The organism is Moritella sp., from assembly GCF_033791185.1.
Classification (GTDB): Bacteria; Pseudomonadota; Gammaproteobacteria; order Enterobacterales; family Moritellaceae; genus Moritella.
In genome coordinates this window covers 1-15,385 of the sequence record NZ_JASJHF010000242.1, presented here as the reverse complement: position 1 = coordinate 15,385, position 15,385 = coordinate 1, and the positions used below count along the sequence as shown (strand labels likewise).

The 15,385-nt window shown below is 39.5% G+C and carries 14 protein-coding genes and 1 pseudogene; 8 read left to right on the top strand and 7 right to left on the bottom strand.

Annotated features, from left to right (window positions below):
• Positions 1 to 220 precede the first annotated feature (220 nt).
• Complete coding sequence (locus QNK26_RS14230; protein WP_319224114.1) at positions 221 to 2,596, top strand: ankyrin repeat domain-containing protein; 2,376 nt, start codon at positions 221 to 223, stop codon at positions 2,594 to 2,596.
• 142 nt (positions 2,597 to 2,738) lie between these two features.
• Here QNK26_RS14230 and QNK26_RS14225 read toward each other — a convergent pair whose 3' ends face one another.
• The 4 genes from QNK26_RS14225 to QNK26_RS14210 form a co-directional block, all read right to left on the bottom strand.
• Positions 2,739 to 3,101, bottom strand: a complete 363-nt coding sequence (locus QNK26_RS14225; RefSeq protein ID WP_319224111.1) for a DUF6404 family protein — start codon at positions 3,099 to 3,101, stop codon at positions 2,739 to 2,741.
• 169 nt (positions 3,102 to 3,270) lie between these two features.
• Positions 3,271 to 4,137 (bottom strand): nitrate- and nitrite sensing domain-containing protein, encoded by an 867-nt coding sequence (locus QNK26_RS14220; RefSeq protein ID WP_319224108.1) that lies wholly within the window; start codon positions 4,135 to 4,137, stop codon positions 3,271 to 3,273.
• A gap of 13 nt (positions 4,138 to 4,150) precedes the next feature.
• Positions 4,151 to 5,278, bottom strand: coding sequence for a methyl-accepting chemotaxis protein (locus tag QNK26_RS14215; protein ID WP_319224105.1), 1,128 nt, complete (start codon positions 5,276 to 5,278; stop codon positions 4,151 to 4,153).
• 391 nt (positions 5,279 to 5,669) lie between these two features.
• A complete protein-coding gene (locus QNK26_RS14210; RefSeq protein ID WP_319224104.1) occupies positions 5,670 to 5,948 on the bottom strand; it encodes a DUF3622 domain-containing protein in 279 nt (92 codons plus the stop codon).
• Between the two features lie 303 nt (positions 5,949 to 6,251).
• Between QNK26_RS14210 and QNK26_RS14205 the strand changes: the two genes are divergently transcribed.
• The 4 genes from QNK26_RS14205 to QNK26_RS14190 all read left to right on the top strand — a co-directional run bounded on the left by QNK26_RS14205 (position 6,252) and on the right by QNK26_RS14190 (position 10,351).
• On the top strand, positions 6,252 to 6,686 hold the full coding sequence (locus QNK26_RS14205) for a hypothetical protein (protein ID WP_319224102.1): 435 nt from the start codon (positions 6,252 to 6,254) through the stop codon (positions 6,684 to 6,686).
• 240 nt (positions 6,687 to 6,926) lie between these two features.
• Positions 6,927 to 8,981: a protein-disulfide reductase DsbD family protein gene (locus tag QNK26_RS14200; protein ID WP_319224099.1), complete on the top strand. Its 2,055-nt coding sequence runs from the start codon at positions 6,927 to 6,929 to the stop codon at positions 8,979 to 8,981.
• 86 nt (positions 8,982 to 9,067) lie between these two features.
• Positions 9,068 to 9,817: a DsbA family protein gene (locus QNK26_RS14195; RefSeq protein ID WP_319224097.1), complete on the top strand. Its 750-nt coding sequence runs from the start codon at positions 9,068 to 9,070 to the stop codon at positions 9,815 to 9,817.
• Between the two features lie 36 nt (positions 9,818 to 9,853).
• Entirely contained in the window at positions 9,854 to 10,351 is a 498-nt protein-coding gene (locus tag QNK26_RS14190; protein ID WP_319224095.1) for a protein disulfide oxidoreductase, read from the top strand.
• Positions 10,352 to 10,429: 78 nt separating this feature from the next.
• On the opposite strand, the gene QNK26_RS14185 is transcribed toward QNK26_RS14190, so the two are convergent.
• Positions 10,430 to 11,605, bottom strand: coding sequence for a hypothetical protein (locus QNK26_RS14185; protein ID WP_319224092.1), 1,176 nt, complete (start codon positions 11,603 to 11,605; stop codon positions 10,430 to 10,432).
• 17 nt (positions 11,606 to 11,622) lie between these two features.
• Between QNK26_RS14185 and QNK26_RS14180 the strand changes: the two genes are divergently transcribed.
• Positions 11,623 to 13,047, top strand: a complete 1,425-nt coding sequence (locus QNK26_RS14180; RefSeq protein ID WP_319224090.1) for a hypothetical protein — start codon at positions 11,623 to 11,625, stop codon at positions 13,045 to 13,047.
• Between the two features lie 76 nt (positions 13,048 to 13,123).
• A complete protein-coding gene (locus tag QNK26_RS14175) occupies positions 13,124 to 13,645 on the top strand; it encodes a hypothetical protein (protein ID WP_319224089.1) in 522 nt (173 codons plus the stop codon).
• Between the two features lie 110 nt (positions 13,646 to 13,755).
• Here QNK26_RS14175 and QNK26_RS14170 read toward each other — a convergent pair whose 3' ends face one another.
• Complete coding sequence (locus QNK26_RS14170) at positions 13,756 to 14,043, bottom strand: hypothetical protein (RefSeq protein ID WP_319224086.1); 288 nt, start codon at positions 14,041 to 14,043, stop codon at positions 13,756 to 13,758.
• Between the two features lie 180 nt (positions 14,044 to 14,223).
• Positions 14,224 to 15,090, bottom strand: coding sequence for a LysR substrate-binding domain-containing protein (locus QNK26_RS14165; protein WP_319224083.1), 867 nt, complete (start codon positions 15,088 to 15,090; stop codon positions 14,224 to 14,226).
• Positions 15,091 to 15,237: 147 nt separating this feature from the next.
• Here QNK26_RS14165 and QNK26_RS14160 point away from each other — a divergent pair.
• Positions 15,238 to 15,385 (top strand): annotated as a pseudogene (locus tag QNK26_RS14160) (6-phospho-beta-glucosidase); the annotation flags it as partial.

Here is a 15,385-nt window from a genome sequence, read left to right as displayed (position 1 = left end):
CTCACCACTCATACCCACGTATTGCCGTCATGTCATTATCATCGTTAATCTCAATAACCGCATAACCATTTAAATTAATAAACAAATCATGCGTCATAAATGTCAGAAATGTCAGATTGTTAGCTAATACTGATTCATATTTAAGTAAGTCAATGATAGTATTGTGTTTTATGCTAACGCTATCTAGCTGACAAGCTCAAATTTTAAAGGATTAATCTCAATGTATAAAAAGACTCTGCTATCAGTGCTTATGATAGTTGCTATTTCTGGCTGCGCGCCTAAACCAACCCCTGAAAATTATTTACAAGCGATAACAATCGGTGATGTAGACACATTAGCAGCAATTGATAATCAAAATTTTAAAACACTTCCAACCACAATTGGTAAAGCTAAATTTCCATTACACCATGCGGCTAGTAATGGCAGTTATAATGCGATTGAATACTTCGTAGCTTCAGGCCGTGATGTCAATGAAAAAAATATTCAAGAGCACAATGTAACCCCACTTATGATGGCGGCTAAAGCTGGTGATAAAAAGGCAGTTGAACAGCTTCTGAACCTCGGCGCTAATATCCACGAAAAAGATAGCAGAAATAATATAGCGCTTTCTTATTTAACAGATGAGCATGTAAATGTGGCTCAGCTGCTTTTTGATAATAAAATAGCGTTTGATGAAAAAAACGCCTCTGGATACACACTGCTCGAGACGGCAAAAAGTAAACCTGCGCTAGAAAAATTCATCCAAACCAAAATTTCAATGCGAGAAAAGCAACATCGCGAATTAGGTTATGCATTAAAACATGACAACACTGAAAAGGTGCAGAAGTATATCGATGATGGGTTTGATCTGAACACTTTCTATGTAAAAAATCGTACACCTCTGATTGGAGCCATTTATCATAACGCCCCGAACTCATTTAACGTACTGTTAAAATCAAATGTTGATATTGATAAAGCAGACAGTGATAGCTACACACCGTTATATTATGCCGTAACCAATAATCGTATTGAGATGAGCAAAGTCTTGCTTAAAAAAGGCGCCAATCCTGATATAACTAGTGATATAGGCTGGACGCCTCTGATGACGGCTGTCAACAAAAAATTTACAACCACGGTTAAATCGCTTCTAGCGGCTGGTGCCAATCCAAATATCAAAGAAGAAGACGGCTGGACCGCATTACATTTCACTGTAAACAAAGCAAAAGATGCTAAACACGACTTAAGTGAACTAGCAAAAATATTGGTTAACGCTGGGACCGATATCAATGCGACAAATAATAATGGAAGTACAGCCCTTAGGTTAGCGGTATTAAACAATAAACCTGCCACCGTTGATGCATTGCTTGAGCTGAAAGCCAATCCAGATATCGCAAACAATGACGGCTGGACACCTCTGATGACGGCTGTTAACAATAACAATATCGCCATGGTAAAAGTACTTCTAGCAAGTGACGCCAATCCAAACCTTAAAGAGAAAGATGGTTGGACGGCCTTGCACTTTACCGTCAATAATTCAGAGGATACTAAACATGACTTAAGTGAAATAGCACTGCTATTGGTTAACGCTGGGGCCGATATCAATGCGAAAAAGAATGATGGATATACACCGCTTAACTTAGCTGTATTAAGCAATAAGTCAGCAACATTCAAAGTTCTATTACAGCTAAAAGCCAACCCTGATCTAGCAAACGATGAAGGTTGGACGCCTCTGATGAGGGCCGTCAATAGCAATTCGACAGCCATGGTTAAAACACTGCTAGCAAGTGGCGCCAATCCAAACCTCAAAGAGAAAGATGGTTGGACAGCCTTACACTTAACAGTTAACGATGCAAAAAACACTAAACATGACTTAAGTGACTTAGCTAAAATATTGGTTAACGCAGGGGCCGATATCAATGCGACAAATAATAATGGAAGTACAGCCCTTAGGTTAGCGGTTTCAAACAATAAACCTGCCACCTTTGAGGCATTGCTAGAACTGAAAGCCAATCCAGATATCGCGAACGATGACGGCTGGACACCATTGATGACGGCTGTTAACAGCAATAACATCGCCATGGTAAAAACACTTCTAGCAGCTGGTGCGAATCCAAATCTGAAAAGTAAAAATGGTTGGACCGCCTTACATAACACTGCGAACAAACACGATTTTGATAATGCTGAAATTGTTAAGTTACTTGTTAAGTCAAAAGCAGACCTCACTGCAAAAACACAAAACACCGGTGACACACCGTTACACCTTGCGGCTTATTTCGGTAAATTTAATGTTGCGCAAGCCCTCATAATGGCAGGTGCTGATATAAATGCAGTTAACTGGAAAGATAAAAAACGCTCAGCACTCGATTATGCGGTACAAAAAAAGCACTATAATATTGCAAGCTTACTAAGAAACCAAAATGCTAACAGTGGGGTTGAGCAGAGTAAATATCCTTCACAGCCCGCATCTAAAAGTGGTTATCTAACTTGTAATACTAAGTGCTTTAATGCTGACTGCTACCGCACATTCTCTGATGGCAAAAAAATACGTTTTAGAGCACAGCAAAAATTCAATGCTTTTACCAGCCAATGGGAGTGGGATTCTGGTACTTGCATGTAGCCAAACAAAATATGCAGTAATAATAAGTGCAATGCCTTTCTTTTAGAAAGGCATTTTTCTCAGCTATTATGATAAAACAACCTCCATTCTTTATATGAGGAACTATATGGCAAATAGCTATGGCTTAGAGTTTGCTTTGTTATTACTTTGATTTAAAACTGTTTTCTTCCAGCCAATTTTCCCATTGAGTTAACCCCAAGTGCTTTGATTTTACTTTTACCTGAAACGCAAGAATAGCACCTGTAGACACACCAAAAAAAATTGAAACATATAATTGAACAATATTAGAGCCTTGGAATTGCCAAAGAGCTAGCCACATAACAGAGCCCCAACTAATTGCTCCGATTATTGATTGAAGTAGAAATAATTTGATGGGATTTTCAAACAAACGTGGTTTGCCCTTTTTACCCGTTAACTTATAAAAAAGCACCGGGTATGGCTTAACATCTCGATGTGATGCCCCCAATGACATTAGATATTCATTTACGTCTTTATCAGAAGACATTGTAACTATCCTTGTTAGCATTATGCCGAAACATAACACGCTACTATATGAAAAATATTATTTTAAACCAACTTTAAATCAATGTATTACATTATTTTTTACAATCCGACTTGAAGCACATTTTTGCGCTAAGCTGAGACTGGCTGTCACCATTTTCAACCAAAAAAATCTAATCGCTGCATGCTGCTAGATTTGCATTTTTAGGCATAATGTCTTGTTCAAATTGTTGCAATTGTTTATCGAATTCTTGCAATATTTGCTCGACACAAGCACTGGCAAGATTAAAGAATTCTTCAGCCGTTATGCTCGGAACCGTGATGGTGATTTGCTGTACGACAACTTGTAATAACTGACGTATCTGCTCGCTGTTTTCCAGCATAATGCCATCCTCTAAACTTTGCTGTAATGAATGACACAGATAATTTAAACGAATGCGTTCAACACTCGTACATTTTTCTGCCGCGGCCACACCGGTACCAATCGCTCTGATTTGACCTATGTTCTCGGCAGTAAACAAAAGCTCCAGCCACATATGGCGCACCGACTCACCTTGCGCATCGACAATTTTATATATTTGATGCCGCTCAGCTATATCATCAATAAAATATAAGATATTAAGGATCAATTTATTATGCTGTTGTAAATTATTTGCGCTCGTTAACTGTTCTGTTTTTATCGATAGTCGCGACCAATGCTCTGTAATCGATGTCCATCGCGATAACGGTTGTAATTGTTCGTCAAACACCGACGCTTTAAATTCGAGATTAATACGCGCAATGTTATTACTTACTTTTGCAGTCAACGGAGTTAGTCTGGCTGTCAAACTGGTATCACCATTGAGTAAACCATTACTTATGCCGCGATGCTGCTGTACATGTGAGAGTAATTCACGTAACCGAGTCACGGCATTAAACCCCGTTATTTGTTGGATGCGTAATGCATTGCGTTGCTGATTTTTGAGAAAATAAATACCCATAGCAATAAGCATTGTGCTGACTAATATAGTGAATCCGTAAATCAGAATAGAATTGTTCATATTAATCTCCTTATTATGTAATACGCGTAATGTGATGAAGGTGATTCGCCACATTTGCTTGTTGCATCGACATATGGCTATTTTGTTCGGCAAGTACGGTGAGTTGTTCAACCGCTTGAGTAATATCGTTAAGTGCATGCATTTGTTGATCTGTCGCAACGGCTACACCGTCAATGTCGACCGCCATATTTTCGGTCATATTGACAATATGATTGAGATTTCCACAAGCAGACTCAACGTTAATACCACTTTGATCAATATGCTCAATGGCATCTTGCATATAGCTTTCAACAACGTGCATATTTTCGGTTACTTCTTTGGTCTTGTTAGTAATCGTTTGCGCGGATGTTTGGCTACGCTGTGCGAGCATTTTCATTTCACTGGCGACAACCGAAAATCCTCTCCCGTATTCACCTGCTTTGGCGGCTTCAATAGAAGCATTTATTGAGAGTAAATTAGTTTGCGCGGCCATTTCACTTACCACATTAGACATCAAGATCACTGTGTCTAATTTGTCTTTAAGTTGCTGTAAGCTCTGTTGCGTATTGATAATGACATCATTAACTTGCGAGACTTGCTGCTTACTATCAACAAGGGTTTTAAAGCTGTGCTGGCAATTATCTTTGGCGTCGTTCACGGCACGGTTAATATCCTCAATTCGTCGGGATATATCCGCCAATGTCACGTTAATCTGCGCTGTAGCCGTTGCTGTTGTTAAGCAATTTTGGTGCTGGATGTCCGATTGTTTCGCCGTATCATCGGCATTATTTGATAGCTCTTTAGCAGAATAACCAATTTCTAAATTTTGATTTTTCACTTCATTATAGTCACGTTGATACTGCTTATTAAACTGAGTAATCGCGGACAACAAGGGGAGTAACATCGTGATACTATGTTCTGATAACAACTTATTTATACCTGTATAGACTTGATCTTGTTGGTTAATCGCTAATATTTTGAGTAGACTTTTTTGTTCTTGCTTAATTTGCTGTAATAACAAAACATAAATACCAATGCCACCACTGAGTAATAAGTATGCGGCCATGAAAAATTGGTTACTTAATAACAGCATTACACCGATTAACAATGCAGTTAAGACAATCATGTTATTGGAGAATAATCTGGAAAATAAGAGTTTCATAGGGTGCCTTCTCAATATCTGTTAATAGCAATAAATACACTATTAATTCAGCAATATTGATACCAGCTTTAGAAAAACGTTTATAGGATAAGAGATCACAATCAAACAGTGATTAATCACTTAATGTAGGTTTACGCAGTTGATTTACGCTGTTTTTATGATCTATGTAGCGGATTAAGATGACGATCTGTCGCTAATATTATGCAGCATGCTGGCGTGCGCACCGAGGTGGTGCAAAGATAGATATTAACAGTGCAGGCGTTAGGCTTTTGTCTATTAACAATTTGTACGTATAGACCTGTGCAAGGGCTAGCAGATGGGATGTGATGTACCATCGCCAATTAAGGCTAATTAGCGATGGGAGTAAGGCGTTGCTTATATCTGGATGATATTAAGCGTTGTCTTCTTCTTCAGATTCGTCAGACTCTTCAATAATCTCTTCAACGCTTTCTGAAACTAAGCGAATGCGACGATTATTACGGTCGATTTGGTTTTGTAAAAAACCTTTTAATTCAGTTTCTGCCCAAACCTGTGCTTCTGCTTCTGAAGCAAAACCAGCTTGGCTTTTTGATACAACTGTTTTTTTAGATGTTATTTTTCTAACAATCTCAGCAGTCCAAGAACCGTCTGCTAGTACCAAATTAAAATCGTACTTTTTACCTTTTGCCATGTGTCTATTTCCTAGCGATTATTCAGTGATATATATTTTATTTGTGCTTTTTCATTCTATTTAATCATCGCGATAGGTTTTGTTATCAACACTGGATAAAGAGAAATGAACTAGAGGGCGGGATTCTAGGCTAAAATGACAAAAATACCAGCAGTTAATCAAATTCATCACTACATTTTAGTATATAACATCGATTATTCGCTTTTTTTTCGTAAAGAAGGGTAATTTTAATAGACCTGACTTGTCATGTTTGATTATTGTCGGTAAAAAGAGGCTCTATGATGAATTTAACCATAAGAATGTATGCGCGTCACTAAACCAACAAACAATGCCAATATAAGCCTGCTATTAATAGTCGTGTTTTTGATCGCGTGTATGGTTAACAATGCTTTTTCATTCAATCCGCAGGTGTCAAATAACGCTCAGCTAGAGACTCAAGCGTTAACCAGTTTGACCGCGGCTAATGATAGCGCTAATTATGGCTCTGATTTCCAAACAACGTTGGATAGCCAGCTTGCCAATGCCAGTTATCTTGAGAGCAATGATGGCGTTTGTAAGTTGACGGAAAAATTGTTACAGAAAGCAAGCACTCATGTGGAAGAGCTCGTCATGATCATTCTAATGATCATTCTGTTTAGCCATTACTTTACGCGTCAATCGCTTAATCTTACCTACCTTACCAATACCTTTTTTTCTTCGCAACGCCGTCATCTCATTTTGTGTAAGTTCGACGAGTAATTTTCATTTTATACCTCGCTTATAATGGCTTAGATTAAAACATCAGTATGTTAACAACTGTTTGATATTAATATTTAAGTGTTTGAGTAACTCAGGTATATGACAGAATAATTATGCTTATCTATAGACTCTGCATGCGTGAATCGTATTTTGCATGGCTATGTTTATTGGAAACCGACTTAATACAATTGGTATTGAAGTATCAACATGATGACTTTAAGTACTTTTTGGAGACATGATTTGAAGACAATAAAAACGTTATTGGTAACTTGTTTACTGTTTATCTCGACGAGTATTTCGGCGCAGACAACGGGCTGGTTACAAGACCCATCACACCCACCCATCCAGTTGCGTTTTATGCTAACGGGACAAGTGGACCGCATCAATAATACCGTGCCAGCTGTACTTGAAGTAAAGCTTGCTGACGACTGGAAAACCTATTGGCGTTCACCCGGTGATGGCGGTATTGCACCCAGTATTGATTGGCAAGGCTCAAGCAATCTTGTCGACAGTGATTGGCAGTGGCCAGTCCCTAAGCATTTCTCATTATTGGGATTAGAGACGTACGGTTATACCGATGCGGTTAGCTTTCCAATGCAATTACAGTTAGAAGACATTAATAAACCACTGCTATTAGCGGGTAAATTAACCTTATCTTCGTGCACTAATATTTGTGTATTAACTGACTATGCTATCAATATGTCGGTTGATATTGAAAATTTGCAAGCCGATGCTGAAGCGATGTTTTTGTATAATAAAAGTATCACTCAAGTACCGAGACAAATCGATGACAATAACGCAATTGAGTTGTTATGGGATCAAGCAAATAGCCAGTTACAAGCGACTGTAACGGGTTACGATTGGGTTGAAAAACCGACATTATTAGTTGACGGTGATCTTGATACGAGCTTTAAATTGGTTACGGTTGAGCAAACGGCAGACACATTAACAGCGGTGTTTGATGCCAGTAGTTGGTTAGGCAAAGTCGAGTTAGTTGATAAGCCATTAAATTTAACGGTCTTCGACTCTAAACAAGCACTGGAGTTCTCGACGCCTGTTATGGCTGGGTTGGTTACTGTTGCAGGACAGTCTTTAATTGGGATAGTACTGTTTGCGTTATTAGGTGGTTTGATACTGAATATTATGCCTTGTGTGTTACCTGTGTTAGGCATGAAACTAAGCAGTATTATTGATGCACCGAGTGTCGAGAAAAGCAAGATAAGACAGCAGTTCCTCGCTTCTGCCGCTGGTATTATCGTGTCGTTCTGGTTACTTGCTGGCTTTATATTTACTTTAAAGTTCACTGGCCAAGCAATCGGTTGGGGCATTCAATTCCAAAGCCCTTGGTTTATTGCCATCATGGTCATCATTACGGCGGTGTTCTCATTAAATATGCTGGGTGCATTTGAGTTCAGCTTGTCGTCAAATCTACAAACTAAATTGGCTACAACAGGCGATGACAGTAACCGTGGTCACTTCTTACAGGGGATGTTTGCGACGTTACTCGCCACCCCTTGTAGCGCACCATTTTTGGGTACGGCTGTTGCATATGCACTTGGTGCAGATACATTAAGTTTATTTGTTATCTTTACCGCGCTGGCGATTGGTATGGCTTTACCCTGGTTATTAGTTGCAACTTTTCCTTCGCTTGTCAGTCTATTACCTAAACCGGGTCGCTGGATGGGCTCGGTTAAAACTATCTTTGCTGGTTTGTTAATGTTGACATGTTTATGGTTAGTCACCTTGTTAGCTAGCTTCTTACCTATGTCTGTTATTTATGTGCTATTCAGTGTTGTTAGCCTTATATTTATTGGTTTTATGATAAAACTTAAAGGTAAACGAGCGGTACTTATCTGCGTGAGTATTGGCATGTTACTGGGTAGTGCAGGTATGCTGGCCGCCTCTGTAACGACTAATCAATGGTCACAAGGATTACCTGATGATTTGGTGTGGCAAAATCTTGATGTTGTAAGTATCGAACAGCAAGTAAAAGCCGGTAAAACAGTATTTGTGGATGTTACTGCTGATTGGTGTATTACTTGTAAAGCCAATAAGATAGGCGTGGTATTACAAGATCCTGTTTACAGCAAACTACAAACCGCAAACATGGTAACCATGAAAGGTGACTGGACGGTTAGATCCGAACTAGTGACCAACTACTTACAAAACAATGGCCGTTTTGGTGTGCCATTTAATATCGTCTATGGCCCGAAAGCGCCAAACGGTATTCCACTGCCGGTGATTTTAACCGACGATGCTGTGATGAATGCAATTAAGCAAGCGAGCGGCGAATAATAATGAGTGGCTATCCTGCGTGTATATGCGTGGGATAGCCATTTATATAATAAATAACAGACAAAAATTTAATTATAGGAATCACAATGAAAACGAAATTATTAACACTCTCAGCGGCTATTTTAGCAACTCAAATGGCCTGGGCTGCACCAGTAAAAACAGACGTGACGGCAATGCCACAAGCGGAATTTAACCAAATGCTAAAAGAAGCCTTGGTGAACAACCCTGAGATATTAAAAGAAGCGATCATTGCGCTACAAGCACACGAACAGAATAAAGTGAAAGAGCTGCAAGGCAAAAGTTTAAGCGATAATCAAGCGGCCCTGTTTAACAATAAAATGGACCCGTGGATGGGTGCCAAAAACCCGGAACTAACAATCGCTTACTTTAGTGACTTTAACTGCTCTTACTGTAAAAAAATTGAGCCGTTGTTAGAGCGCTTAGTCGAAGAGTACCCTGAAGTACGTGTGGTTTATAAATTGGTGCCGATCTTAGGCCCAAGCTCTAAAGAGGCGACCGAATTTGCCTTAACTGTGTGGGCAAATGAACCGGCTAAATTTGCAGCGCTACATGAAAAATTAATGTCACGTCCAAGCCGCTTAGATAGCAGTGCCATTGCGAAAGTGAGCAAGATCACCGATACGGATGGCTGGCTTGATAATACTGCTGACAGCGTTGAGAAAACCATTAGTGGTAACATGAATTTAATGCGTGAGTTTGGCTTATCTGGTACGCCAGCGTTAATCTTTGCCGATCAAATTGTTGGCGGTCTAGTTCCTTACGAACAATTAGAACAACAAGTTAAGAGTGCATTAGCGGCGCAGCGTAAGAAGTAATTTTGCTATTAGTTAACCATCAAAGGAAACGAATAAATGAAGCTACAACTTTTGGGTTGGGCTAAGCAATTAGCCATCTTTGTGCTGCTCGCATTTATTATTACTGGTGCTGTCGATGTATGGCGTGGCAAAGATGTGCCTAAAGATAACGTCCCTGCATTAGCTGGGACAACATTGGCGGGTGAAGCGGTTGATCTTGCGGAGTTAAGTAAAGATCAAGCGGTTGTTGTCTACTTTTGGGCCACGTGGTGTTCTGTGTGTAACTTTGTTAGTCCTGCTGTTGATACGCTATCGGAATATTATCCGGTGGTGACGGTGGCATTAAGTTCAGGTGAGGACTTGAGGGTGAAGAAATACTTACAACACAATGAGTATAGCTTTGATGTGATTAATGATGAGAACTATGATTTAGGCCGTGACTGGAAAACTAAAGTAACCCCAACCATCTTAATTATCAAAGATGGTAAGGTGAAATGGTACACCACTGGCTTTACCAGTTTACCCGGGATTTGGTGGCGTTTAATGGTGAGTTAAGCTCATCACCGTTGTTATGCTTGAATTGGTGAATAATACCGCCATAACCATCAATGAGGATATTATCATCACTGATGGTTATGCAGAGAGTACCTTAACGCCTTTTAATACCGAAATGGTATAGCCGTACTGGTTTTGGTAAAACTTAGAGATAAACCCACTGATATAAATATACGATTTTTCAGTCACTGTTTGGTGGTGATTAAATTGCACCACGCGACCGGTATCATCTTTACCTCGGATATCGTAGCGTTTAGTGACGATTTGGTATTTACAGCTATTTACAGTAATACGGCAACGAACATAATCACCTAGTTTTCCTTTTAAGCGCAACGCTTCACTGATATGACTGCCATCGTTATGCAGTGCTAGCTTTTTGTCGGTTGCCAGTGGCGATTGATGACTTAACAAACCTTGGTTATTGACGATGTAATTCGAGATGATCAAGGCCGCTGTAGCCAGTTCATTTTCCGCCAATACACTTTGCTCACACAGCTGTTTCAGCTTGTCATTTAGGCTAGTTGACTTCATTTGCTTGGTATACAAAATGGCTTTTTCAACAAACTCGAAACTCAATGCTTTAGGATATGACGAGGATTGATAGCGCTGTGCGGCTTTGTTGTAACTGGCATACTTAAAGTCATGATGAAATTGGATCGCATCTTGTTTGCTGACAAAACCATGTTGGCGAATTTCATCTTCGACAATCGCTAAATACAAACGTAGCGGGGCACCTGATGAATAAGCTTGGCTAAATACACTGCTTTGTAGTTGTTCTAGTTGGGCGATTAGTGCCGGTAATTTCTGCAAGTAATTCACAAATGGCATTAATTCAGGTAAACGTTTTTTGACACAGCTTAAATGGGCACAAAAATCACCTTGTTGTGGATGACTAAATATCAGCCCCTGGCTACGATTAGTGCTGGTATTACAGATACTACAAGTGCGAGTAAAGCCTGGGTTTTTTAATAAGTTTATCGGTTGTGCGTATTCATTTATCGCATAGATATTACTGTTATCAGTGATATCATAATAGGCTTCGATAATATATCGCTCGTCACTTTGTTCCAATAAATCTAATGTTATTTCATAACCTTGAGCAGTCACTAGTTGATCTGCTTTTTTTACTGTTAGCGCCGACACTGGCCGAACAGTGACAAAGTCTGAAAAAGCAAAGGAATCAAAAGGTGCAAGTAAGTCTTCTATGGTAGACTTTAGGTTAGCGTATTGCTCAGTTGTAATTAAATATGGCATTGTGGTGTTAAACAGTTATGAATAGAAAAATGGAAAGCACATACTTTATCGTGCCTGATCATATCGCGCAATCATCATCACTTTCTGATGCTGCATTTCGCTTATTAGTATGGATGTTATGCAAGAAAAATAAAGATCGCATTGCGGATTTTTCGCGTTTCTCATTGCAATCAGACAAACAGCATAGCATTACTGAACTGATTAATAAAAACTATCTTCAGCAAGATGATAGCGGTTTGTACATCAATAACGCCATTATGTATGAAGACTTTAAAGAGCAGGGGGCAATACCTGTATCTGCGCCGGATCCAAGCCTGCAGTATTTTCAGCAAGTGTTTGATTTAGTCGCTGAGTATTCACAAAAACGGCTGAATTTTAATAACAGTAAATTCCGTGTTCGCTGTGATGAATTTATGCGTCAAGGTTTTACTATCGAGCATATTAAGGTGTTATGTATTCAGCTTAATAGTCGTAATCCAGCCTTTGATTGGTACGAGCTTGATAGCTCTGAATTACAACATATTAAAGATGTGTCAGCGGTGAACAGGGTCAATGCACCCGCCAGTATTCAACCCGTTAATAATCCAAATTCGGATGCTCGCCAACCTTTTCAACCGACAATCAATCGTCAAGGTGTGCGTCATATCCAAAATCAAAGTAGTTTTATGCCGAACTACCACCAGATTAGGCAAGATCCGCAAAAAATGGCGGACATTAAGCAAGTTTATGATTATTGGTTTAGCTCAAAACGCTTGCAGCAGTCACAATACATCGCCCCTAAACAAGCGCATTTCGAGAAGCTACACAGCCTGTTGATGTTACATTCGATTGCTGAACTTAAACGTGCCGTTGATGGTGTCGATTACCGTCGAGATTTGGTCAATAAAGGCCGTAATTTTAATGACATTTTTACTAATTCTGGCAATATTGAAAGCCTAATTAGTTTAGCGGATAGCATGGAAGTAAGCCGAGCTGATTCACCGGCGTTACGCATCTTTAATTATTGGCTTGAACGTACTCAGACTGCTGTTGGTATTAACCTGCGGATGACCGCAGAACAGCGTGATAAACTCTCGCTTCGTTTAGAAGTATTTACTGAAGCAGACCTTAAATTAGCTGTTGATGGGGCGCAAGTAGACCCTTATTATCAGTCAGTTAATTTTGCTTTTGGGTTATTATTTAAAGATGATACCAGTGTCCACAGTCTTATTTCATTAGCACTGCATGGCAAGCAAAATGTGAGTAAAGCCAGTCGTAAAGACAGCAACTTAAATAAAGCATTAGCAGACATGGGTATTAGTAAGTTAACGGTTGGCATGACAGAGCAAAATAGAGACCCGTCATGGCCGGTTATGAATCAACGCACGGTCACGCCAACGCCATTGAAAAAATTACCACCGCAATTTATTGATCCGGGCAGTTCTGATCGCGACGATGATTGATGTTTTTAGTTAGTTCATCGTGCGAGTGCGGTAACGAGTACCGTAAATAGATGTTTAAATTTTGATAGTAGGGTGTATGGAACAAACAATTAGTTTAACTCAGCCGCAAACAGAAGCTATTGCAACTATGTATACCATGCTTGCAAGTAGTTTCCCGTCATTTAATTATGATTATGATTCGGCACAATTTAATATCTGGAAGCTGACCTTTACCAAATATGCGCCAGAAGCCATTATTAAGGTTGCCGAACAGATCCCTACGTTACGCCGTAGCAATGGCTTGCCTTATGATTTTCCGCCAAGTTTACCGGTTGTTGCAGACATGATTATGCGTGAATCTATCGTATTAATGGGTCATTCTGATCATGATAAAGCTTATGAGCGTTTATTTAAATTTAAACGCAAGACGCCTGCAGAACGCGCTGAGACGGGAGATAATTTTGTGTATACTTTATATCGCCAATTAAACCGTTATATGGCGATGGATGCAGATAAATTCCGCCCTATTTTTACCCGTGAATACTTAAAATTGGCAGATGGCGTTACCAAAGGCACCATTATGTTAGATGAAATACCGCTGGCTCTGGATAGCAAATAAGCTGTAGTCGCGCTATATCATCGTTGTAAAACCTGCCGTTGGCAGGTTTCCGTTAACTCGAAAGTGGATATAAATAGGTTAGCGCTTAAACTTTAAATTTAAGATGTCAGTTACAGACTGAGCTCGGCACGTATTTGTGCGTATTCATTATCAAGCTCTTGTTTTGCTTGTTGCTTGCGAACGAATTCAGGTATATGGTCACTCTTCGCTTTAGCAATGCTGTGAAGGTTTGACAGTTCAGTGTTGTAGCAGGCTGTTAATTGTGCTTCGATTTCTGTAGTCGACATTGAATTCTTTAGAGATGCTAAATTAGAAACGTCAATTTGGGAAGCAGAGATAGGTCCAGCCGATGAGACTATTAGAGCGATAACTGCAATTACGCCAGTTAATGTTTTCATGATCATGCTCCATACATTCATATTAATTTACTCGGTATGTACAGTATAGAGTAGATATTGGAGTTATATATTGGCTAGGTGTAATTTATTGGCATTTTATAAGTGGCGAATTCCAAAAGTTGCATAACTACAGCGTGAATCACTGTTCATGCAAGCCTAAACAGATCATTTATACACCAATCAAATAAACTGCTTAATCCAATTTGAAAACGCTTTGAATCGAGGCCTCATTTCATGCCCTTTAGGGCAAATTAAGTCGTAACCTAGCCCTGATGCGACCGTTTCTAATGGTGCAATTAACTCGCCACTGTCTAAATATGGTTTAATGAGGTGATACCTTCCCATCGCTATCCCCATCGAATTTTTTGCTGCTACTAAGGCGAGTTCCTCGTGGTTAAATACATATTTTCGTTTCAAAATATCTACGTTGCGACCAGTCTTCTTTAGCCAATATTGCCATTCTGCCTGTGGGGATAGAAATTCCAAAGACTCAGTACAATGAAGAAAGCAGGCTTCCTGTAATCGACTGTCATCCTGATCAAGTTCCAGCTGTAAAGCGTATTCAGGTGTGCATACCGGCACGAGAGATTCATCAAATAGACGTTGATGATAAAAATCTGCATGGTTTCCGTCACCATAGTAAATCGCCAAATCTACGGGCTGGTTCTGAAAGTCGAGCTTACTGGCTTTCACTCTAATTTTGACATCTAAGTATGGGTACTGTTTTTGAAAACCGGACAATCGGGGCAGCAGCCATAAATGCGCAAATGTTGGCGCAATACCAATGTACAGTTCACCCCGTAATTCATTAAAGCGGATATCCTCTATTTCTGAAAATATATTGTCTAGAGATGAAGTCAGCGTGGTTAATATGCGTAACCCTTCTTCGGTAAGCTCAAGTTTTCGAGTTAACCGCACGAAGAGCTTGAAACCTAATCCTTGCTCTAATTTTTTGATCCGTTGGCTAACTGCACCTTGAGTGAGACACAGCTCCTCAGCCGCCAGCGTGAAACTCAGAAACTTTGCCACGACACTAAATGTGTACAAGTTAGAAAGTAGATTTTGTTTATTTTCGATGTTGTTAAAACTCCATGCATTAACTCAGCTAATAGATAGTAGCAAATTTTTGGTTTGTTCTCCGCTATTGTTTGATATTAAATTAACTCAGCTTATCCAATAGAGAGTAACGACAAAATGAAGACTCAATTAAAAATTGCTGTAATTGGTGCTGGTTCTAGCTACACACCAGAACTAATCGAAGGGCTTATCAAGCGTAAAGATGAATTGCCTATTGGCGAACTTTGGCTAGTCGATGTTGAAGATGGAAAACAAAAAGTTAATA

What these genes read in the sequence shown, in the direction of transcription:
- QNK26_RS14230 (WP_319224114.1), top strand. Translation starts at nt 221, where the DNA reads ATGTATAAAAAGACTCTGCTATCAGTGCTTATGATAGTTGCTATTTCT.
- QNK26_RS14225 (WP_319224111.1), bottom strand. Translation starts at nt 3,101, where the DNA reads ATGTCTTCTGATAAAGACGTAAATGAATATCTAATGTCATTGGGGGCA.
- QNK26_RS14220 (WP_319224108.1), bottom strand. Translation starts at nt 4,137, where the DNA reads ATGAACAATTCTATTCTGATTTACGGATTCACTATATTAGTCAGCACA.
- QNK26_RS14215 (WP_319224105.1), bottom strand. Translation starts at nt 5,278, where the DNA reads ATGAAACTCTTATTTTCCAGATTATTCTCCAATAACATGATTGTCTTA.
- QNK26_RS14210 (WP_319224104.1), bottom strand. Translation starts at nt 5,948, where the DNA reads ATGGCAAAAGGTAAAAAGTACGATTTTAATTTGGTACTAGCAGACGGT.
- QNK26_RS14205 (WP_319224102.1), top strand. Translation starts at nt 6,252, where the DNA reads ATGCGCGTCACTAAACCAACAAACAATGCCAATATAAGCCTGCTATTA.
- QNK26_RS14195 (WP_319224097.1), top strand. Translation starts at nt 9,068, where the DNA reads ATGAAAACGAAATTATTAACACTCTCAGCGGCTATTTTAGCAACTCAA.
- QNK26_RS14190 (WP_319224095.1), top strand. Translation starts at nt 9,854, where the DNA reads ATGAAGCTACAACTTTTGGGTTGGGCTAAGCAATTAGCCATCTTTGTG.
- QNK26_RS14185 (WP_319224092.1), bottom strand. Translation starts at nt 11,605, where the DNA reads ATGCCATATTTAATTACAACTGAGCAATACGCTAACCTAAAGTCTACC.
- QNK26_RS14180 (WP_319224090.1), top strand. Translation starts at nt 11,623, where the DNA reads ATGAATAGAAAAATGGAAAGCACATACTTTATCGTGCCTGATCATATC.
- QNK26_RS14175 (WP_319224089.1), top strand. Translation starts at nt 13,124, where the DNA reads ATGGAACAAACAATTAGTTTAACTCAGCCGCAAACAGAAGCTATTGCA.
- QNK26_RS14170 (WP_319224086.1), bottom strand. Translation starts at nt 14,043, where the DNA reads ATGAAAACATTAACTGGCGTAATTGCAGTTATCGCTCTAATAGTCTCA.